Here is a 20,417-nt window from a genome sequence, read left to right on the forward strand (position 1 = left end):
AAGGATTGCTGCGTTTCGCTGCGCTTCACTCGCAATGACAGACGAACAGGGTTATACCGCTGCCGGCTGCTTCTCCAGGTCGAACAGCTCGCCCAGCAATTCCACCAGCTGGCCAGCGTCGTCGCGCTTGCAGGCGGCTTTGAGCTGCAGCACGTGCTGCTTGAGCACCTTTTGCATGAGGGAGCGGGTGGCCTCGTCGAGGAGCTTGCTTTCGGCGGGGGTGGCTTTTTTCTGGAAACGGTCCAACTCTTCCTGGCGCAGCTGCTCCAGGCTGGCTTTCACTTTCTGGATGATGGGCGACACCATCATTTCCTTGCTCCACTCGCTGAGGCCGGCAATGCTCTCGCCGATGATGGCGCGCACCTGCGGCACAGCGGCCAAGCGCACTTCCAGCGCGGCTGAGGCTTTGCTCTGGATGGCGTCGATGTTATACACCAGCACGCCGGGCACTTGCTCCACGTCGGCAGCGATGCTGCGGGGCACGCTCAGGTCAATAAAGAATTTGAAGCTCAGCACGTCGAGGTGCTGCACCAATTCCTTGGTGAAGAAGGGCTCGGCGCGGTTGATGGACGAGATAATGACGTCGGCTTCTTTCAGCGCGGGCACTAGGTCCTCGAAGTCCACGATGTTCATGCCGCACTCTTCGGCCAGGGCCTCGGCCTTGCTGCGGGTGCGGTTGCAGAGCGTGATTTCGCCGAAGCCTTTGCTGGCGGCCAGGTGGCGGCACACGTCGGCCCCAATTTCACCCAGGCCCACCACCAGCACTTTGGGGTTGGCCACGTCGGCGGTCAACTCCTCTACCAATTCCAGGGCGGCGTAGCTCACGGAGGCAGCGCCGTCGCGGAAGCTGGTTTCGGTTTGCACGCGCTTGTTGGTGAAGAATACCGTGTGCAGCAGGCGGTGCAGGAAGGGGCCGGCGGCGTCGGCGTCGGCGGCCCATTGGTAGGCCATTTTCACCTGGTTGCTGATTTGCAGGTCGCCCACCACCTGGGCGTCGAGGCCCATGGCTACGTCGAAGAGGTGCTGCACGGCCGCGTCGGCGGTGGGGAGCAAGTCGAAGTAGGGGAGGAACTGGCCCACGTCGGGGCGGCCCTTGAGGTCGCCGAGGGCGAGGATAATCTCGCGGCTGCGGTCGTCCTCGGCGGCGTAGTAAACTTCGGTGCGGTTGCAGGTGCTGAGCACGAGCAGGTCGCTTAGGCCCAGCTCATTGTGCAGCGTGTGTAGAAAGCGGCGACAGGCGGCCTCGTCCAGCGAAAGCAGCTCGCGGATGGCCAGCGGCGCTTTCTTGAACGATAGGCTAACGGCCTTGAACGGATGCGACATAGATAGAAACGACACGAAATCGGACGACAAAATTACGGCAGGATTTCGGTACGCCCTACCAACAGCCAAGGCTAAGCCAGGGTTCGCCCCCAAACCTGACGAATATCAGGCGCCAGGGCAGCCTCAGGCGGTGCAAAGGCCAGCAACCAAGTGGCAGCTGACGAAAATCAGCCGCCCCGCGCCAGACAGCCAGCCCCAAAGCCGCAACTTTCCGGAATAACCGCCGTGCGGAGGGCGCGTACCTTTGCCCCATGTTATCGAAAAACCCTGCTGCCACTGATTCTCCACTCGCGTCCCGCACCGCCGGGGTTGCCTCGGGCGGGTTCCAACCCAGCGGCAACACCGGTGCCTTGGGCGCCACCGACGAAACGGCTTCCCTTGAAGCAGCCGAGGCGCTGGCCGCCCCCGCGCCGGCTGCCACCACGCCCATGGCATGGGCCTTGCTGATTATCCTGGCCTGCATCTGGGGCACCTCGTTCATTCTGATGAAGAAGGGCTTGGTGGTGTTTTCGGCCCTCGAGCTGGGCGCTATTCGGGTAAGCGTGGCAGCGGCGCTGCTGCTGCCATTTGCCCTGCGCCACGTGGGCAGCGTGGCGCGCAGCCGCTTCAAGTGGCTGGCGCTAAGCGGCGTGGTGGGCACGCTGCTGCCGGCTTTCCTGTTTGCTTACGCCGAAACCCGGCTGGCCTCGGGGCTGGCGGGCGTGCTCAATGCCCTCACGGCGGTATTCGTGCTGCTGGTGGGTGCGCTGCTGTTTGGGCAGCGGCTCACGGTGCTGCGGGTGCTGGGCATCGGCCTGGGACTGGTGGGCACGGTGGTGATGCTGCAGCTGGGCGGCAGCGGCGGCGACGCCACGCCCACCGGCGAGGGCAACGCCTGGTACGGCCTCTACATTGTGGCCGCCACCATCGGCTACGGCGTGAGCGTAAACGTGATTAAACACAAGCTAAACGGATTGACGCCGGTGGCGGTGACTTCCGTGCTGCTCATGCTCATTGGCGGGCCGGCGCTGGCTTTCCTGCTGCTGGGCACCGATTTCTTGCACAAGCTGGCTACCGTACCGGGCGCCTGGACGGCCTTCGGCTACATCGCGCTGCTGGCCACCATGAGCACGGCGGTGGCCATGGTATTGTTCAACAAGCTAATTCAGCAGTCAACGGCCCTGTTTGCTTCGTCCAGCACCTACCTCATTCCCATCGTTGCCCTGGCCTTGGGTGCGCTCGACGGGGAGGCGTTCAATATCTGGCACTTCGTAGGCATGGTGGTGATTCTGGGCGGCGTGCTGATTGTACACCGGGCGAAGTAGGAGCGTTTTCCCATTTTACTCACTCGCGTACGGCCACTCCTGAAACCGCGCCGGTAGCCCTGCCTGCCGGGCATTGCCGCGCACATAAGTCAGCAGGCGCGCCAGCTCGGCAGCATCCTGCACGCCGTATTCGTGCCAGCCTACCTGCCAAAACTCGGCTTCGGGCGGGAGCTTGGGGCGTACCAAACGGCGGCAGGCGGTGCCGGTGCGCAGGTGCAGCAGGTCGACGGCTTTGGCGAAAGACAGGGAGCTGTCGGCGGACAGTTCCAGCACGAGGTGGGCGTGATTGGGCAAGATGGCGAAGGCGTGCACGCGGAAACCGGTTTCTTCCAGCATCATGATTTCACCAGCCAGCACTTCGGCTATTTTCTCGTTTTCGAAGTAGCGCGGGCCGATGGGGCCGCGGTCGAGCACGGCATCGAACTTGGCAAAAAACTGTTTTTGAGCGCGGCGGTGGTCGGTACCGACTTCCTGGGCCTGGCGCAACTCGGCCTGCAGCTCGCGGCCGGTGGCGGCCGGTATGGTGCCGTGCAGTCGGAAGGTGAGGAGGGAGGTCATGAAGCGGGGGAGGCCCCAATGCTAGCGGACCATGCGTTTCTATTTAGCCCCCGCCCCGCTCGGCAGCGGCAGTTGAATGTAGAATGTGGTGCCCACGTTCTCCTCGCTTTCCACCCAAATGCGGCCGTGGTGCAGGCGCACAATGGTTTCGATGATGTGCATGCCCAGACCGGTGGTTTTCTCTCCGAGCAAGCCCGGCCGGCGGGCCGGCGTGAAGCGGTCGAACAGCACCGGCAACATCTTGGGCGGAATACCCACGCCGTCGTCGGCCACGGACACGAGCACCTGGTCGGCTTGCTGCTCCACCGAGACAGTAATGTTACCACCCTCGCGGGTGAATTTGATGGAGTTGGATATCAGGTTGTTGATGACCTGTAGAAATTTGTTGTTGTCAACCTCCATCAGCAACAAGGGCTGCGCAGAGCGGAAGAAGAAATGCTTGGCCACCAGGTGCTCCCCCTGCCTGTACATGTCAACCACTTCCCGCAGGGCCTGCACCAAGTCGACGCGCGAGGGCTTAAAATCGACGTTGGACGATTCCATGAACTCGCCGTCCACGAAGTCGCGGATGAGGTTCACGCTGTCGCGGCAGGTGTCGCGCATGATGCGTAGCATCTTCTGCACGTGCTCGTCCTGCAGGCTGCGGGTGCGCTCCTCCAGGAACTCAGCCAATTGCTGCAGCATGTTAAACGGACCGGCCAGGTCGTGCGACAGAATTTCGAGCGTGGTGTTCTTCTTGGCCATGTACTTGTCAGAGTTGCGCAAGTACTCCTGTTCCGCCGTCACGTCTTCTACGGTGCCCGAAAGCAGCACCTGGCCTTCGGAACTCACGCTGCGTTGGGCCCGCATCGATACCCAGCGCAGGGGCGCGTCGGGGCTGGGTTGCAGGCGCAACAGCAGGTCGTCGCAGTGGTGGCCGGCCAGCAGTTCGCCCAGGCAGCGCCGGGCATATTGCTGGTCTTCGGCCGGTAGCAAGGCCAACAGGCGGGGCAGGTCGGCGGTGGCGTTTTCGCGCCGAAAATCGGGGAAAAGCTGCTCGTAGGCCGCGCTCACAAAATCGATGCGGGCGGCCGTGGCGTCGTATACAAAGAAAACTTGCGGACTGGCGTCGAGGGCTTGTTGCAGAAAAGCAGCGGAGGGATTCATAAGTCAGCGCAAAGAAAAAAAGCAGCAGCCAAATACCTAACCCACGCGCAACTGCTTAGCCCACCGCCGGGTTTAGCCGCGAGTTACGGTACCCATAGCCAAAGTAAACCGCCAGCCCAATCAGTAGCCACACGAAGAACAGGGTCCAGTTGCTGATGCCCAGCTCTGTCATCAGGTACAGGTTGATAAGCAGCCCCAGCACCGGCAGCAGCGAAAGCTTTTTGCGGAACGACAGCACGCTCAGGCCGATGCAGAACAGGAAAAACACCAGCGTGGGAATCTGGTGGGCGAAGCCGCCCGTCACCTTGCCGCTCACGGCATCGGTTTGCAGCCAGCCGTGCTGCCCGCTGGCATCGAGCCAGAACTCATGGTTGGAGGCTGCGTTGTAGCGCACCACCAGGAAGGCGCCGATGGCCAGAATCAGCGGCACCAGCCACTGCCCGTTGATGTAGGGCACCTTGAAGCGAGCCTCCGACTTGCCGTAGGGGTCGATAATCAGAATGCCACCGCACACCAGCGCAAACGCGAACAGCGTGCCGATGCTGGTGAGGTCGACCACCAAATCCATGTTGAGCACCAAGGCCGGCACCGCCACAAAAAAGCCCGTGACAATGGTGCTGAACGAAGGCGTGTGGAAGCGCGGGTGAATCTTGGAAAACACCGATGGCAGCAGCCCGTCGCGGCTCATGGTGAGCCAGATGCGCGGCTGCCCCAATTGGAACACCAGCAGCACCGAGGCCATGGCAAACACCGCACTCACCGCCACCAGGCCCGACAGGCGCGACAGCCCCACCTTGGCAAACACGAACGAGAGCGGGTCGCCCACGCCCAGTTCTTTATAGCTCACCATGCCCGTGAGCACCAGCGTGATGATGACGTACAGCACCGTGCAGATGACGAGGGCGTACATCATGGCCTTGGGCAGGTCGCGCTGCGGGTTCTTGCATTCCTCAGCCGTGGTGGAGATGGCATCGAAGCCGATGTAGGCAAAAAACACCGCCGACACGCCCTTGAGCACACCGCTCACGCCGTTGGGGGCGAAGGGCGTCCAGTTGGCCGGCTGCACGTAGAAGGCGCCTACCGCAATGACGACGAACACCACAATCAGCTTGAGCAGCACCAGCAGGTTGGAGGCGTTTTTGCTTTCCTTGATGCCCACGTACACCAGCGCCGTGATGAGGACCGTGATGAGGAAAGCCGGCAGGTCGCACACCAAATGGAAGTCGCCGAACAGCAGCGGTGCGGTGGCCCAGAGCTTGTAGCTGGCTTCCTGCGCCGCCGTGAGCGGCTGGTGCGCAATCATCGCATTAAGAGCAGAATGATAGCCCTGGTAGGCGCTCTGGGTGCCGGTGCTGAGGTAGTCGGGGATGTGTATTCCTATCCCATCGAGCAGCCCGGTGAAGTAGTCGGACCAGGAAATGGCCACCACGATGTTGCCCACCGCATATTCCATTATCAGCGCCCAGCCGATAATCCAGGCTGCCAGCTCGCCGAAGGAGGCGTAGGCATAAGTATAAGCCGAGCCGCTGACCGGGATGGTGGCCGCAAACTGCGCGTAGCACAGGGCCGAAAACGCGCAGGCCACGGCCGTGAACACAAACAGCAGCGACACCGCCGGGCCGCCATCCAGGCTGGCCTTGCCTATGGTGCTGAAGATACCGGCCCCGATGATGGCCGCAATGCCGAGGGCCGTGAGGTCGCGCACGGTCAGGTGGCGGGCCAGGCCGCTGGCGTGGCCCTCGTGGTCGGCGGGTGGATTTTGGAGGATGGCCGCAATGGTTTTGCGACGAAACAAGGACTTCTGGGAACTCATGAAAGGTGGAGGGGCGGGTTTGAGGGGCAAAAGATAGCGCCCCGGCGCGGGTTATAGCCCCGTCACGCCCCAGGTGGCCGGGTTCAGGAGTCCCTGAACTATTGTGCCGGTCACATTCAACACGGCCGAACTGCGTCCAATCTGCATGGGGATTCCCACCGAGAAAGCGCCCAGCCCGCCGTAGCTGCCGTAGGGCAGTGCGCCAAGTGGTGCCTGGCGAAAAGCCAGCGGTGCAAACCCAGCATTGGCGGGCCGGGCCGCAGCGTCGGTCCCAGCAAATTGACCGGCGCTGTAGGTAGGCATGCGGTAAGGCGCGAAGCTGTACTGCACGTACGGCCGCCGGCTGCTGGTACCGCTGCCCCACTGGTAGCGCAAAAACGGCTGCACCCCGTAGCCGTAGCTGCTGCTGAGGGGTAGGGCCGAGTAGGTGCCCACCACGTAGGCACCCGTCAGGAAGTGGCCCCTGCTGGGCGGCGCCGGCGCTGGCAGCTCTAAGCCAATAGAGCTGGTGGCGCCCGTTTGGGCTTGGCCGAGCAGCGGCAGCAGTAGCAGGGCAAGTGGGCTGAGGCGTAGAGCAGATGTCATGGCAGTGGGGTAGGAGGATGACAATAACCAAGGTACGAGATTTTGCGCCGGAATGTGTGCAGTTTTTGCCGGCCGGGCATCAAGAGCAAAAGCCTGTACCGATGCGCCCAGCTACCATCCTTCACATTCCGCAGCCCTGCCATGAAAGCTGGGCCGCCATGACGCCCGCCGCCCAGGGCCGCCACTGCGCCGCCTGCCAGAAAACGGTAGTCGACTTCACTCACAAAACCGACGCCGAAATTCTGGCCTTGCTGGCCGGTGCCGCGGGCGGCCGCACCTGCGGCCGTTTCGCGGCGGGGCAGCTCGGGCGGCCGTTGCAGCGCGCCGCCCCGGCTGCCCCAACGGTGGCGCGCTGGCGCACCTGGCTGGCGGCGGCCGTGGCTTTGTGGGGGCTGCGCGAAGGAATAGGGACGGATGCGAAGGCCCAAGCGCCGACGGAATGGCGCGCCCGCTACTGGGGCGGCCCGGTGCCGGTGGCGCAAGCAGCCGATATGAAAGACGTAGCAGAGGCCTCCGAGCCGTTGGTATTGAAGGGCTTGGTGCTCGACTCGACCACTCGGGAAGGTTTGCCGGGCGCGTCCGTACTTATTCGGAACTCCACGGTAGGAGTTGCAACCGTTGCCGACGGCACATTTGAATTGCGGGTGCCCGACGAATACCGACAGTATGGCCTAGTCGTGTTAGAGGTACGCTGCCTTGGGTATGTTTCGCAAGAACTAAGCATCGCAACCAGCAGCCCGAAGCCGCTGACATTTAAGCTTCAGCCCGATGTGAAAGGCATGTTGAGCGGCGAAGTGGTTGTCGTGGCGGGAGGAGTTATGGCATTAGCTTCGCCGTGGCCCTGGCACCCACGCGCTTTCTATCGGTGGAGCAAATACTGGCTCACGCGCCCCTTCCGCCGCGGCTGAGCCGCCGAAAACGTTACATTAGCCGCATGACTACCAGCCCCGCCCTCCGCATTCCGCAGCCCTGCCCCGAAAGCTGGGCCGCCATGACGCCCACGGCCCAGGGCCGCCACTGCGCCGTGTGCGCCACCGAAGTGGTCGATTTCACGCGCATGAGCGAGGCCGAGGTGCTGGCCTTTTTGGCGGCGCGTAGTGGGCAGCGGGTATGCGGGCTTGCTTTTAGCACACAGCTAGCGCCAGTGCCGGCTAGCCGTTGGCGGCGCTGGCTGGTGGCGGGGCTGGCCCTGTTGGGCTGGCAGCCGGTGGCTTCGTCGTGCGCCCCCAAGCCGCCCCAGTCGCCGCCCGCACAGGCCAGCGCTTCCCCTGCATCCGATGCCACGGCTCCCGAAACCCAGCAAATTGTCATTCGCGGGCAGGTGCTGGACGGGGCCAATAATACGCCCGTGGCCGGCATCCGGGTGCTCATCAACGACACCGAGTTTGGCACCACTACCGACGACAAAGGCAATTTCGAGCTGACCATGGCCCGTAGCTGGGCCCCCATTGCTAACGGTAAAGTGGCACTCAAATTTTCCGGCAATCCCTTTGACTTCAAGGAACAAACCGTGGCCGTGGACGTGCGCACCACGCCCCGGCCCGCGCCACTAATGGTGCAGCTGGCCTCCATTCCCGACCGGGGCAAGGTGATGGGGCGCATCCGGATGCCGGAGCCGCCGGTGGCGCCGCCCGTGAAATAAGCTAAGCTCGCTAGCCGCTGTTTCCATGGTAACCATTCCGAAGCCCTGCGCCGCCAACTGGGACAACATGTCCCCCACTGCGGCGGGCCGCCACTGCCACAGCTGCCAAACGGAAGTGGTCGATTTCACGCGCATGAGCGAGGCCGAGGTGCTGGCCTTTCTGGCGGCGCGCCGTGGGCCCGTGTGCGCTTTCATAGCCGCCCCGGCGGTGCCGGCCGTTGGATTTTCGTTTGGGCGCGCCCAAGGCCCGCGACGCTGGTTGCTGGCGGCCATGACCCTGCTCAGCGGCCAGCCTGTGGCGGCGCTACGGCTGCCCAGCCCCTTGCCGGCGGAGGTGCTAGTCCGGCAAAACCCGGCCCAGGCCATTATCACCATCCGGGGCGTGGTGCTCGATGACTCGTTGAATGTGCCGTTGGCCAGCGCCCCGGTCTATATCGACAAAACTCCCTACGGGGTGATAACCAACGAGCGCGGCGAATTCTCGGTGACGTTGCCTGCCAACTGGGAGCCGGTGAAAGCCGGCTCCGTCACGTTGCGCATTGCCCGGCGGCCGTTTGCCTTGCTCGAAAAAACGGTGGTGGTGTCGGTGAAAGGCGAACCCGCGCCGGCTCCGGTCGTCATACGCCAGCTATCGGTACCGCAACGGGGCTTTCTTAAAGGAAAGGCCGATGCAGAGGGGCCCCCGGCGCCGGTGCCCGGCGCGTTGTTTTCGCTGGCTGCCAGCCGCGCGGCCATCACCATTCGCGGGGTGGTCGTGGACGATTCGCTTCAGTTGCCGGTGCCCGGGGCCGAGGTATTCATCGATGGTACTAAATACGGGACCGTGGCCAACGGGCAAGGCGAATTCAAGCTTACGTTTGCCCGCGATTGGAAAGTGCTCGAACAGCGGCAACTCGTACTGCGATTTACAGCCGGTCACTTCGTTTTCATGCCGAAGTATGTTCCGCTGGATATCAACCGCCCGCCCACGGCGCGGCTGGAAGTGCGGCTACTCTCTACACTCGGGCGGGGCGGAATCATGGGCAAGATTGCCCGCACTCGCCCACCGGTGCGGCCACCCCGGCCGCACAAAAGCAGCTCCTGAACCCAAACTTTTCGGCCCCGAAAAGCCTTCTCAAAGGGTATGAAGTTTCTGCGTTTTGCTCTGTTGCTCGCGGCCGTTTCGGCCTGTTCCATCCTCAAGCCTACCACCAAAAACGACCGTTTTCCCGGCCGCGCCGAGCTGCCGCAGGAAGAGGCGCCGCACGTAAACAACTCGCTGGAGTGGTGGTACTTCACGGGACACCTGAAGGATGTGAAAACCGGCGAAAGCTTCGGTGTAGAATATGTTTTCTTCCACTTCAACCCCGACGGCAAGCAGGACTACCAGATGGTGCACTTCGCCCTCACCGACCCGCAAGCCCAGCAGTTCCGCTACGACTACTACCTCGGCAAGCTGCCCCAGCCGCTTGCGGCCACGCTGCCCCTCAGCCTCCAGCAGCCAAAAGCCGCCCAAGCCTGGACGCTGACCGGCCAGGAGGGCACCTACAATTTGCAGGCCCGCATGACCAACCACGCCGGCCAGGCCATTAGCTTGCGCACCACGCCGGCCAAGCCCGTGCTGCTGCACGGCGGCACCGGCTACGAGCAATACGGCCCCGTAGCCCAGGCCGGCTACTACAGCTACCCGCGCCTCGCGGCCACTGGCACCATCGAAGTGGCCGGCAAAACGCACGAAGTGACCGGCGAGCTGTGGTATGACCGCCAGTGGAACTGCGGCGGCGTGAACAAGAAAAACGTGGCCTGGGACTGGCTCAGCCTGCAGCTCGACGAGCCCCGCGAGGAGCTGATGCTCTACACCGTGCACGACACCCAAACCGGCCAGCACATCGGCGGCGGCTCACATTTTGGCTCCAAAGGCGAAAACCTGCACCTCGCCGAAGCCGACTTTAAGCTGGAGCCCCTCACGTACTGGACCAGCCCGGTCTCCAAGAAAAAATACCCTGCCACCTGGCACGTCAGCGTGCCCAGCAAAGGCTATGAGCTTACCGTGACGCCCCTCGTGCCCAACCAGGAACTGAACCTGCGCGTCTTCAAAGTGCTGAACCTGCGGTACTGGGAAGGCATGTGCCGCGTGACCGGCACCCACCACGGCCAGCCCGTGACGGGCAATGCGTATGTGGAGATTACGAATAGGTAAAGAAGGGTTGAGTTTTGAGGGTTGAATGTTGAGTTTTTCCATTGTGTTTCATTCAACATTTAACCCTCAAAACTCAACCCTTTATTGGTTCAGCACTACGCGGAAGGTGGTGCCGCGGCCCATCTCGCTCCACTTCACGAAGAGCTTGCCCTCGTGGTAATTCTCGATGATGCGCTTGGCCAACGCTAGCCCCAGGCCCCAGCCGCGCTTCTTAGTGGTGTAGCCGGGCATGAACACGCTTTCCATCTTGTTTTTGGGAATGCCCTTGCCCGTGTCAGTGATGTCGACGGCCACCTGGCGGGGCGGGGCGCCGCGGCGGTACCAGGTGCGGCGCGTGCGCACCCGCCGTAGGTGCAGCGTGATGGAGCCGCGCCCGTCCATGGCGTCCACAGCGTTTTTGCAGATGTTTTCGATGACCCAGTCGAACAGCGGCACGTTGATGCGGGCCGGCGTGTCCATCGGCAGGTCCGACTCAATCTTGAACACCACCTTCTTCGACACCCGGCTTTGCAGGTACTCGATGGCGTTGCGGGTCGACTGGAGCAGGTTTTCATCTTTGAGCACCGGCACCGAGCCGATGTTGCTGAACCGCTCGGTGATGATTTCGAGGCGCCGAATGTCCTTGCCCAGCTCTTCCACAATGGGCTCGCCCCGGAACCGGTCGCTCTCGCGCAGATAGCTCTGCCAGCCCACCAGGCTGCTGAGTGGCGTGCCCAGTTGGTGGGCTGTTTCCTTGGCCAGGCCCACCCATACACGGTTTTGCTCGGCCCGGCGCGAGGCGCTGAACGCGAAGTAGGCGATGATGGCCAGGCAGCCAATTACCACCAGCTGCACCAGCGGGTAGGTACGCAGTTGCCGCAGCAGCTGCGAGTCGCGGTAGTAGATGTAGTTTACTTGCCCGGCGCCCAGCTTCACCAGAATGGGCGGGTGCTTTTCCTTCATGATGGCCAGCTCGGCGCTGAGCAGTGCCACCGAATCAGCAACAGAAACGCCCGGTGGCATGGCCACATTCTTGGCGCTCACCACGTTGGTGCCATCGGTGAGGATGACCGGAATGGTAGTGTTGCCGTTGATGATTTCGTCGAAAACGAAGGGATTGATGTCCGTTTCCGAGTTGACGATGAATTGCTGCGCCTTGGCGTAGAGCTGAATCTGCTGCTGCTCCCGTTCCGATACGCGCTGCACCAGCAGGTTGGTATACACCACCGTGGCCGCGCCAATGAGCAGCGCCAGCGCCGCCACTAGGATTTTGACGCGGGTTTTCTTTTCGTAAATCGGAATCATGAAAGCGGTAACGTAGCAACGACAAAGAACGTCGGGCTGAGCAAAAAGAACGTCATGCCGAGCGCAGCCGAGGCATCTCGCTTGGTGGAGTAATTCAAATCGTTCTCACGATTGATTTACTGCGGCACGCGAGATGCCTCGGCTGCGCTCGGCATGACGGGCCGTGAGTTGACAAACAAAGCCAAAAGTTACCCCACCAGCACGGCGTCGCTGCTGGCAATCTCCTGCAAAATCTCGTACACCTCGGCCGGGGTGCCGGCCTCTACCAGACGGGTACGCCAGGCCTTGGCGCCTTCCAAGCCGCGGAAGTAGTGCGCGTAGTGGCGGCGCATCTCGAAGATGCCCACTTTCGGGCCTTTCCACTCCACGCTGCGGTCGAAGTGCATTTGGCACATGGCCACCCGCTCCTCCAGCGTGGGCGGCGCCAGTAGCTGGCCGGTGGCCACGTAATGCTTCACCTCGCGGAAAATCCAAGGGTAGCCGATGCTGGCGCGGCCTATCATCACGCCGTCCACGCCGTAGCGCTGCTGGTATTCCAGCGCCTTCTGGGGCGAGTCGATGTCGCCGTTGCCGAAGATGGGAATCTGGATGCGCGGGTTGTCCTTGATTTTGGCGATGAGGCGCCAGTCGGCCTCGCCCTTGTAGAGTTGGGCGCGGGTACGGCCGTGCACTGTGAGGGCCTTGATGCCCACATCCTGCAGGCGCTCGGCCACTTCCTCCACGTTTTTGGTGCCCTCGTCCCAACCCAGGCGGGTTTTCACGGTCACGGGCAGGTGGGTGCTTTTGACCACGGCGGCGGTCATGGCCACCATTTTGGGGATGTCCTGGAGCAGGGCAGCGCCGGCCCCGCGGCAGGCCACCTGCTTCACGGGGCAGCCGTAGTTAATGTCGATGAGGTCGGGCCCGGCCTCGGTGCTGATGGCCGCGCACTCGCCCATGGTTTCCACGTCGGAGCCAAAGAGCTGAATGCCAATGGGCCGCTCGTAGTCGAACACGTCGAGCTTCTTGCGGCTCTTGGCGGCCGCCCGGATAAGGCCCTCCGAGGAAATAAACTCTGTGTACATCAAATCGGCCCCGTTGGCCTTGCACACGGCGCGGAAGGGCGGGTCGCTCACGTCCTCCATGGGGGCGAGCAGGAGCGGGAAGTCGGGGAGTTCGATGTTGCCTATTTTGACCACGGGAATGCTTGGTTATTTTATTCCGAACGTCATGCTGAGCGCAGCCGAAGCATCTCTACTGTGCAAGTAATCATTTGCTACTGCAGTAGAGATGCTTCGGCTGCGCTCAGCATGACGTTCTAATGTGACGTGCTGTTCAAGCCTAAGTTAAAAACTGCGGTAAATTTACGCCCTTCCCAACTTGCACCCCGCCATGAAAGGTTTCCTGCCCCGCACCCTGCACCCCGGCCTGCAGATTCTGCTGCTCCTGGGTTTCATGGTTTTGTGCCTTTGTGTGGCCTATGCCGTGATATTTGCCTGGGGCATGGGCGGCTTCGGGCTGAGCGTGGGCGAGATGATAACGGCCATGCAGCGCCCGGCCGACGTGCCCAACGGCTGGGGCCTGATGATGATGATTCAGGGCGTCACGCTGGGGCTGGTGTTTGGGGGCGGCGCGCTGGCGCTGGCCTCGGCGCTGGGCTACGGCTGGGCCGAATACTTCAATCCGCGCCGGCTCGGGGCGGGCTGGTGGCTGCTGGCGGCGGGCGCGCTCATCCTCGTCATCATGCCGCTGATGTCGGTCATCATTGCTTGGAATGCGGGCGCGCACTTCCCGGCCGCGCTGCATGATTTTGAAGTGTGGGCCCGCGCCAGCGAAGACCGCGCCGCTGCCCTCACCAAGTTCCTCACCCGCTTCAACACGGGCGCGCGCTTCCTGGTGGGCGTGGTGGTGGTGGCGCTGGTGCCGGCCGTGGCCGAGGAGTTGGTTTTCCGGGGCGTGGTGCAGAAAAACCTGGTGCGCTGGTTTTCGCCGCACGTGGGCGTGTGGCTGGCAGCAGCTATTTTTTCGGCCATTCACATTCAATTTTTTGGGTTTGTGCCGCGCTTCATATTGGGGCTGGTACTTGGCTACCTGTATCTGTGGAGCGGCAACATCCTGGTGAGCATGGCCGCCCACTTCACCCAGAATGCTTTCCAACTGCTGCTGCTCTACCTTGCCCAGCAGGGCGCCCTGGGCTGGGGCTTCGATGCTGATTCCAACGAGGCGCTGCCGTGGTGGTGGGTGCTGCCCTCGGGCCTGCTCACGGTGGGGCTGCTCTACGTGCTGCACCAGCGCATGACGGCCGTAGCCCCGGCACCGCCCACCGAAATGCGCATCCTCAGCCGCGAGGGCGTTCAGCAAACAACGTAACCCGATTGCCGGAAAAACGTCATGCCGAGCGCAGCCGAGGCATCTCGCGTGCTTCGTTGCCACGATTGATTTACTTCAGCACGCCAGATGCCTCGGCCGCGCTCGGCATGACGTTCTAAAATTCATTCTTCCTCTACAGCCTTTCCCAACTTGCCCGACTCTACGCTTCCGACCTCTCCCGCTGAAACGCCCGCCGAAAAAGCCGGCCCCAGCAACCTGCGCCTGCGCGTCATTTATGGCGTGCTGGGCGCCGCGCTGCTGCTGGGCAGCGTCTGGTTCAGCCCCTGGACGTTCGGGCTGTTCTTCGCTGCCGTGCAGGCCGTCATGCTGTGGGAATTTTACCGCATGATGCGGGCGGGTGATTTGTATCCGGCCACAGGTGTAGGCATGGCCCTAGGGATATTAGTGTTTGTCGGTACATTTTGGTTTGTACGACTCGATTATGGCCTCAGTGGCGAATCAGCGACAGCTCTTGACGAGTTTTTTAGGGTCATTAACGGTTTATACCTGCGTTTGCTTTGGACGGGGCTGGCGGTGCTGGTTCCCGTGATTCTGCTGCTGCGGGAGCTACTCGTGTGGCCCCGCTACAAAAGCCCTTTCGGCAACGCCGGTGTGGTGCTGATGGGCGTTTTCTACGTCAGTGTGCCAATGGCTTTGCTTTCATTGCTGGCCCAAAGCGGCGAAGGCTACGACTACCGCCGCATCTTCGCCCTGCTCTTTCTCATCTGGGCGTCTGATATCGGCGCCTATGCCGTGGGCCGGGCCATTGGCAAGCACAAGCTGGCCCCCAAAGTCTCGCCCGGCAAAACCTGGGAAGGCTGGGCCGGCGGCTTTGTAATGACGCTGATAGTGGGCTGGGCTATCGGCTTCATGCTGCCCAACATGCCGCTCATGCACCGTCTGGTGGCGGCCGGCGTGGTGGCCGTGTTTGCCCCGCTCGGCGATTTGGCCGAGTCCATGCTCAAGCGCAGCGTGGGGGTAAAGGACTCGGGCAGCATCATGCCCGGCCACGGCGGCCTGCTCGACCGATTCGACGCGTTTCTGCTGGTGCTGCCGGTGCTGGCGCTGCTGCAGTTGCTGGCAGGGTAGGGGCTTTTGCTTCGTCTGTCATTGCGAGCGAAACGCAGTGAAGCGCGGCAATCCGTCCTCTCAGCCGCAACCAGCCTTTGAGAGGTGATAAGGCTATTTTAACCCGCGAAAAGCCCCTGTACCATTGTGGTATTGGGGCTTTCTGGTAAAAGGGCATATTTGGTTTTGACAGGACGGATTGCCGCGCTTCACTGCGTTTCGCTCGCAATGACAGGCATAACAGGGAGTTACAACCATCCCCAAACGTTTGCAGCAAATTCCTTCCGCATCCTGCCAAAACCAATACCTTTGCGGGCCTAAAACGTACCTATCGTCCCACCCAACGTTTCCTTAACCAACCCCCTTCCGCATGGCTGCTAATACCGTGTATAAAGAACCGGCCCCGAAAGTCGACCGCGAAAACCCGCTCGAGTCGATGATGTCGCGTTTCAACATCGCCGCCGAAATCCTCGGCCTTGATGATGAAACCTACAACGTGCTCAAAGCTCCTGACAAGCAGGTGATTGTGCACATTCCGGTGACGATGGATAACGGGAAAATCCGCGTTTTCGAAGGCTACCGCGTTATTCACAACACCATTCTGGGCCCGAGCAAGGGCGGCATCCGCTACGACAAAAACGTGCACCTCGACGAGGTGAAGGCTCTGGCGGCCTGGATGACCTGGAAGTGCGCCGTGGTTGATATTCCCTATGGCGGCGCCAAGGGCGGCATCATCTGCGACCCCACCACCATGAGCGCCGGCGAGATTGAGCGCCTGACGCGCGGTTATACGCTGGCCCTGAAAGACATTTTTGGCCCCGACCGCGACATTCCGGCCCCCGACATGGGCACCGGCCCCCGCGAGATGGCCTGGCTGATGGACGAATTCTCGAAAACCAACGGCCTGACCTCGCCCGCCGTGGTGACTGGCAAGCCCCTGGTAATGGGCGGCTCGCTGGGCCGCACCGAGGCCACCGGCCGCGGCGTGATGGTGTCGGCTCTGGCCGCGCTCAAGAAGCTGGGCCTCAAGCCCACGGAAGTATCGGCCGCTGTGCAGGGCTTCGGCAACGTGGGCTCTTGGGCCGCGGTGCTGCTGCACCAGCAGGGCGTGAAAATCAAGGCCGTGTCGGACATCTCGGGCGCTTACTGGAACGAGAACGGCATTAACATTGACGAGGCCATTGCCTACAAAAACGTCCACAACGGCCGCCTCGAAGGCTTCACCGGCGCCACGCCGATGGACCCGAACGACCTGCTGACTTCTGATGTGGACGTACTGGTGCCCGCCGCCGTGGAGGACGTCATCACCGAGCACAACGCCCACGACATCAAGGCCAAACTCATTGTGGAGGGCGCCAATGGCCCCACCTCGGCCTCAGCCGACCCCATCATCAACGAGAAGGGCATTATGGTGGTGCCGGATATTCTGGCCAACTCGGGCGGCGTCACGGTGTCGTACTTCGAGTGGGTGCAGAACAAGCAGGGCTTCAAGTGGAGCCTGGACATGGTGACCGAGCGCGCCGACCGTATTATGTCCGAAGCCTTCGAGAAGGTGTACGAAACCAGCCAGAAGTATAAAATCCCGATGCGCATTGCGGCCTACGTGGTGGCCATCGACAAAGTAGCTCAGACCTACAAGTTCCGCGGCGGCTTCTAGCCCGCAGATATAACAAATTGCGACGGAAGAAAACGGGTTTTTGGTGGTTCCGCCTGCTTTGAAAGCGAAGCCTCAACCGTTTTTAACATCCTGACGTAATTGCTTTTGAAAAGGCACGGGCCGCGAGGTTCGTGCCTTTTTGGTTTTCCTGCCGACCTTTGTTTGCCCAAATTCACCCCGACCACTCATCTTAACGGCTGCCTGGAACCTCTAAAATCCGTTTCAGCCGTTAAAATCCGTTCAATCCGCGGTTCATGAAAATACATAAAGAAGGACGACGCATTCTGTTTGTGACGCTGCTGATTTTGCTGACGCTCAACTTGTTGATGTTCTATTTCAACCGGGGCAACACGTTGGTGAACGGCCTGTTCGCAGGCGCTACGGCCATCATCTTCCTGCTGATTCTACAGTTCTTCCGGAGCCCGTACCGGCACATGTTCACCCACGAAGACCTGCTGATTGCGCCAGCCGACGGCAAAGTGGTGGTGATTGAGAACGTGTTCGAGCCCGAGTATTTCGAGGACGAGCGCAAGCAAATCAGCATTTTCATGTCGCCCATCAACGTGCACGTGACGCGCAACCCGATTTCGGGCCTGGTAAAATACTTCAAGTACCACCCCGGCAACTACCTCGTGGCCTGGCACCCCAAAAGCAGCACCCAAAACGAGCGTACCACCGTGGTAGTAGAGTCGGACGCCGGCCCGCTCGTGCTCTTCCGGCAAATTGCCGGCGCCATGGCCCGCCGCATTGTGTGGTACGTGAACGAGGGTGACGAAGTGAGCCAGGGCGAGGAGTTCGGCTTCATCAAGTTCGGTTCTCGCGTCGATGTATTCGTGCCCGTGGATTCGGATGTGAAAGTGGAGCTGGGCCAGAAGGTGAAAGGCGGCGAAACGGTGATTTGCCAGTTGAAGGTCTGAACCGCAGATTTTCGCAGATTAAACGGATAAGAACGGATTCGAATGGGTCCGTTCTTTTTTTGTGCTTCACTGAATTTGCTATCTTGTTGGAAAGATGCTCCAGTATGGAAAAGACACCAGTTGATTTGAGTCTGTACAAAGAATTGACGGGCAAAATCATTGGTTGTGCCATGCAGGTGCATCGGGTGCTGGGAACTGGTTTTCAGGAGGTGATTTATCAGCGGGCGTTAGCTATCGAGTTGGAACAGTGTGGCGTAGTAGCGCAGCGCGAGTTAGAAATGCCTATTTACTACCGTCAAAAGGAAATTGGCTCGCGTCGAGTCGATTTTCTTGTGAATGATACCGTGTTGGTGGAACTTAAAGCTCTAAGCGTTCTAAATGAAACGCACCATGCTCAAATCATCAACTACTTAGAGGCGTACCGTCTTCCTGTTGGCTTGCTCATCAATTTCGGTGGCCCTTCTTTGGAATACAAATGCTTCGTCAAAACCAAGCCCATTTATTGAATTCTCATAGAACATAAAATGAAAAAGAACGGACCCATTCGAATCCGTTCTTATCCGTTTAATCTGCGAAAATCTGCGGTTCAGATAAGAATGTGAGGCACGAATTCCGACAGGTTGGTGATGAGCCCGGCGTCGCGGCGGAAGCCGATGGCGCAGGCTTCGCCGGCCCAGAACACGCCGGCCTGGTAGCGGCGGCCCTGGGCATCGGTGGGTAGCTCGGCCCAGCGTTGGTAGAACTGGGGCTGCTGGTCAAACTCGCCGGGCACGGCGGCGCCGGGGCGGCCATCAGGCTGGATTTCGGTTACATTCTGGCCCTCGCGGCCCAGCAGAGGCTTGCGCACGTGGTGGCCGGGCAGGGGCTGCAGGCTTGCTTCGAGCAGCAGCGGGTGGTGGGGGAAGGTGTCCCAGAGGAGGGCCAGCAGGGCCTTGCATTGGAATAGCAGAGCGTAAGCGGGGTTGGCAGTCACCACGTCGCGGGTGAGCTGCAGGTGGGCAAGGTCAGCGGTGAGCTCGGGCTCCTCTTCGGCCAGAATTTCCCAGGGCACTAGCTTGAACAGGAAGTCAAACTTTTGCCACTCGCCGGGTACCGATTCGGCCCATACGCCCCGGTCTTCGCCCTGCACCGATACCGTCATGGCATCTACCGAGCATACAAACACATCGGCAAAGCCGGCCGTGCGGGCGGCTTCGGCCAGCACGGCGCAGTTGGCTTCGTCCTCGGCACTGTCGGGCAGATGCACGAGCAGGAGAGTGGCCTGCCGGTCGTTGTTGAGGGCGCGCCAGTGGCGGAATTGGTCTTCGAGGCACTCAAACAGGCCGTTGGCTTGGCGCTCGTCGCTGGCCTGGCCGGCGGCTACCAGGCTGGCCCACTGCACCACAGCGGTTTCGGGCAGGCTGGATGCAGTGTCGGCGTTGAATTCTAGGAGTTTGGGGCCATCGGCGGTCAGGGCAAGGTCGAAGCGGCCGTAGAGATGCCAGTGCCGCTCGTCGTTCCAGGAGTGGCGCACGGCTTCCCACAGGTCGGGCGCAATGGCTAGCTTTTGCAGCAGCTCGTCGGGGATGGGGTCGGGAATGGCTTCTACCAGCATGTCGTAGAGCGTATCAGCGGCTTGCAGCAGGGTTTCGGCCTCGTTTTCGGTGAGCTGCACGGCCTCACGGGCCACGTAGTGCTGGCAGGCGTCTTCAACGGCCCAGTCCCAGCCCAGGGCGCGCACGGCCGGGGCTACGTCGCCAGAGAGGGGGAGAAGATTTATCATAGTTGGACAATGAAAATCAGAACGTCATGCTGAGCGCAGCCGAAGCATCTCGCGTGCAGCAGTAATTCACTTAAAAGAATTGCATTGCGCGGTAGAGATGCTTCGGCTGCGCTCAGCATGACGGGCTTTTTTACTTGAATATCCTTAGCCCCCAAACCCCCGGAAGCCGCCGCGGCTGCCGAAGCCGCTGCTGCGGCCCGCCGGCGCGCTGCTGCGGAAGCTGGGCCGCGGCGAGCTGCGCATGATGGAACGGCTTTCCTGAATGCCGGCTGAAGGGGAGGTGCGTCCGCCGCTGAAGCCCCGCCCGAAGAAGCCGCGGCCGCCCCGGCGCTCGTCGGCCACGGTGCTGCGCCAAGCCTGGGTTTGCTGCATCACGCCGGGGTTGGCGTAGTAGGTAGGGTTAGGCGTCATGAAACGGCCGGCCATGTAGCCGATGCTACTCCACATCAGCACGTTCATCAGGCCGTTGCCACTGGCGTGGTTTTCGGGGTAGCGGCGGCTGTAATCCTGCATCTGGCGTTGCAGGGCCTGGCCTTGCAGGGTGTCGGTTTTGCCGTCGGCGTGGTGCAGAATGGCGGCCACTTCCTCCTTGCCCGCGGGGCGCTCGGCCGTGATTTTCCACTCGCCGGGCTGCACTTCGGTCATTTCAGTGATGACGCCCTGGCTGTAGGTTTCGCCACCCCAGTTGCCCTCGGCGCCGTTGTCGTCGGTGCGGGTGTCGTGGTCGTTGGAGCAGGCCGGCAGCGCGAGGCCAAGGCTGCCGGCGGCGGCCAGCAGTAGCACGTTGCGGCGCCAGTCGCCGAGGAAATGGAAGTGCTTTTTCATAGAAA

General features: G+C 61.5%; 19 protein-coding genes. 10 read left to right on the forward strand and 9 right to left on the reverse strand.

The window, feature by feature from the left end; translation table 11 throughout:
* Positions 1 to 51: 51 nt before the first annotated feature.
* Positions 52 to 1,323 carry a glutamyl-tRNA reductase gene (gene hemA / locus I2I01_RS07545; protein ID WP_196286696.1) on the reverse strand — a complete coding sequence of 424 codons (1,272 nt, stop codon included), beginning with the start codon at positions 1,321 to 1,323 and terminating at the stop codon, positions 52 to 54.
* Positions 1,324 to 1,574: 251 nt separating this feature from the next.
* Here hemA and I2I01_RS07550 point away from each other — a divergent pair, with 251 nt between their 5' ends.
* Positions 1,575 to 2,627: a DMT family transporter gene (locus I2I01_RS07550; protein ID WP_211537871.1), complete on the forward strand. Its 1,053-nt coding sequence runs from the start codon at positions 1,575 to 1,577 to the stop codon at positions 2,625 to 2,627.
* A gap of 15 nt (positions 2,628 to 2,642) precedes the next feature.
* Here the strand turns inward: I2I01_RS07550 and I2I01_RS07555 are convergent, their stop codons facing one another.
* Genes I2I01_RS07555 through I2I01_RS07570 form a run of 4 tightly spaced genes read right to left on the reverse strand, consistent with a single transcriptional unit; the run spans position 2,643 to position 6,729 of the window.
* A complete protein-coding gene (locus tag I2I01_RS07555; RefSeq protein ID WP_196285843.1) occupies positions 2,643 to 3,185 on the reverse strand; it encodes a transposase in 543 nt (180 codons plus the stop codon).
* A 39-nt stretch (positions 3,186 to 3,224) separates the two neighbouring features.
* Positions 3,225 to 4,331 (reverse strand): sensor histidine kinase, encoded by a 1,107-nt coding sequence (locus I2I01_RS07560; RefSeq protein ID WP_196285844.1) that lies wholly within the window; start codon positions 4,329 to 4,331, stop codon positions 3,225 to 3,227.
* A 55-nt stretch (positions 4,332 to 4,386) separates the two neighbouring features.
* The gene (locus tag I2I01_RS07565) at positions 4,387 to 6,144 is read right to left on the reverse strand and encodes an amino acid permease (protein ID WP_196285845.1); all 1,758 of its coding nucleotides are present in this window, start codon (positions 6,142 to 6,144) and stop codon (positions 4,387 to 4,389) included.
* Positions 6,145 to 6,195: 51 nt separating this feature from the next.
* Entirely contained in the window at positions 6,196 to 6,729 is a 534-nt protein-coding gene (locus I2I01_RS07570; protein ID WP_196285846.1) for a hypothetical protein, read from the reverse strand.
* 101 nt (positions 6,730 to 6,830) lie between these two features.
* On the opposite strand from I2I01_RS07570, the gene I2I01_RS07575 reads away from it, so the two are divergent.
* From I2I01_RS07575 to I2I01_RS07590, 4 genes are read left to right on the forward strand one after another with little or no spacing between them, the layout of a single operon-like run.
* Positions 6,831 to 7,637, forward strand: coding sequence for a carboxypeptidase-like regulatory domain-containing protein (locus I2I01_RS07575; RefSeq protein ID WP_196285847.1), 807 nt, complete (start codon positions 6,831 to 6,833; stop codon positions 7,635 to 7,637).
* Positions 7,638 to 7,663: 26 nt separating this feature from the next.
* Positions 7,664 to 8,371, forward strand: a complete 708-nt coding sequence (locus I2I01_RS07580; protein ID WP_196285848.1) for a carboxypeptidase-like regulatory domain-containing protein — start codon at positions 7,664 to 7,666, stop codon at positions 8,369 to 8,371.
* A 25-nt stretch (positions 8,372 to 8,396) separates the two neighbouring features.
* Complete coding sequence (locus I2I01_RS07585; protein WP_196285849.1) at positions 8,397 to 9,455, forward strand: carboxypeptidase-like regulatory domain-containing protein; 1,059 nt, start codon at positions 8,397 to 8,399, stop codon at positions 9,453 to 9,455.
* 39 nt (positions 9,456 to 9,494) lie between these two features.
* Positions 9,495 to 10,550: a lipocalin family protein gene (locus I2I01_RS07590; protein WP_196285850.1), complete on the forward strand. Its 1,056-nt coding sequence runs from the start codon at positions 9,495 to 9,497 to the stop codon at positions 10,548 to 10,550.
* 81 nt (positions 10,551 to 10,631) lie between these two features.
* On the opposite strand, the gene I2I01_RS07595 is transcribed toward I2I01_RS07590, so the two are convergent.
* The gene (locus tag I2I01_RS07595) at positions 10,632 to 11,834 is read right to left on the reverse strand and encodes an ATP-binding protein (RefSeq protein ID WP_196285851.1); all 1,203 of its coding nucleotides are present in this window, start codon (positions 11,832 to 11,834) and stop codon (positions 10,632 to 10,634) included.
* 188 nt (positions 11,835 to 12,022) lie between these two features.
* Positions 12,023 to 13,012 carry a tRNA dihydrouridine synthase DusB gene (dusB, locus tag I2I01_RS07600; protein WP_196285852.1) on the reverse strand — a complete coding sequence of 330 codons (990 nt, stop codon included), beginning with the start codon at positions 13,010 to 13,012 and terminating at the stop codon, positions 12,023 to 12,025.
* Positions 13,013 to 13,205: 193 nt separating this feature from the next.
* Between dusB and I2I01_RS07605 the strand changes: the two genes are divergently transcribed.
* From I2I01_RS07605 to I2I01_RS07625, 5 genes are all read left to right on the forward strand, one after another.
* Positions 13,206 to 14,183, forward strand: a complete 978-nt coding sequence (locus I2I01_RS07605) for a CPBP family intramembrane glutamic endopeptidase (protein WP_196285853.1) — start codon at positions 13,206 to 13,208, stop codon at positions 14,181 to 14,183.
* 150 nt (positions 14,184 to 14,333) lie between these two features.
* The gene (locus tag I2I01_RS07610) at positions 14,334 to 15,272 is read left to right on the forward strand and encodes a phosphatidate cytidylyltransferase (protein ID WP_196285854.1); all 939 of its coding nucleotides are present in this window, start codon (positions 14,334 to 14,336) and stop codon (positions 15,270 to 15,272) included.
* Between the two features lie 349 nt (positions 15,273 to 15,621).
* Positions 15,622 to 16,908, forward strand: coding sequence for a Glu/Leu/Phe/Val family dehydrogenase (locus I2I01_RS07615; protein ID WP_196285855.1), 1,287 nt, complete (start codon positions 15,622 to 15,624; stop codon positions 16,906 to 16,908).
* A gap of 254 nt (positions 16,909 to 17,162) precedes the next feature.
* Positions 17,163 to 17,825 carry a phosphatidylserine decarboxylase family protein gene (locus I2I01_RS07620; protein WP_196285856.1) on the forward strand — a complete coding sequence of 221 codons (663 nt, stop codon included), beginning with the start codon at positions 17,163 to 17,165 and terminating at the stop codon, positions 17,823 to 17,825.
* Between the two features lie 104 nt (positions 17,826 to 17,929).
* Entirely contained in the window at positions 17,930 to 18,331 is a 402-nt protein-coding gene (locus I2I01_RS07625; protein ID WP_196285857.1) for a GxxExxY protein, read from the forward strand.
* Between the two features lie 80 nt (positions 18,332 to 18,411).
* Here the strand turns inward: I2I01_RS07625 and I2I01_RS07630 are convergent, their stop codons facing one another.
* Positions 18,412 to 19,587 carry a glutathionylspermidine synthase family protein gene (locus I2I01_RS07630; RefSeq protein WP_196285858.1) on the reverse strand — a complete coding sequence of 392 codons (1,176 nt, stop codon included), beginning with the start codon at positions 19,585 to 19,587 and terminating at the stop codon, positions 18,412 to 18,414.
* Positions 19,588 to 19,731: 144 nt separating this feature from the next.
* A complete protein-coding gene (locus tag I2I01_RS07635) occupies positions 19,732 to 20,412 on the reverse strand; it encodes a hypothetical protein (RefSeq protein ID WP_196285859.1) in 681 nt (226 codons plus the stop codon).
* Between the last annotated feature and the right edge of the window lie 5 nt (positions 20,413 to 20,417).

Source organism: Hymenobacter properus (genome assembly GCF_015694735.1).
In the GTDB taxonomy this organism is placed as follows: Bacteria; Bacteroidota; Bacteroidia; order Cytophagales; family Hymenobacteraceae; genus Hymenobacter; species Hymenobacter properus.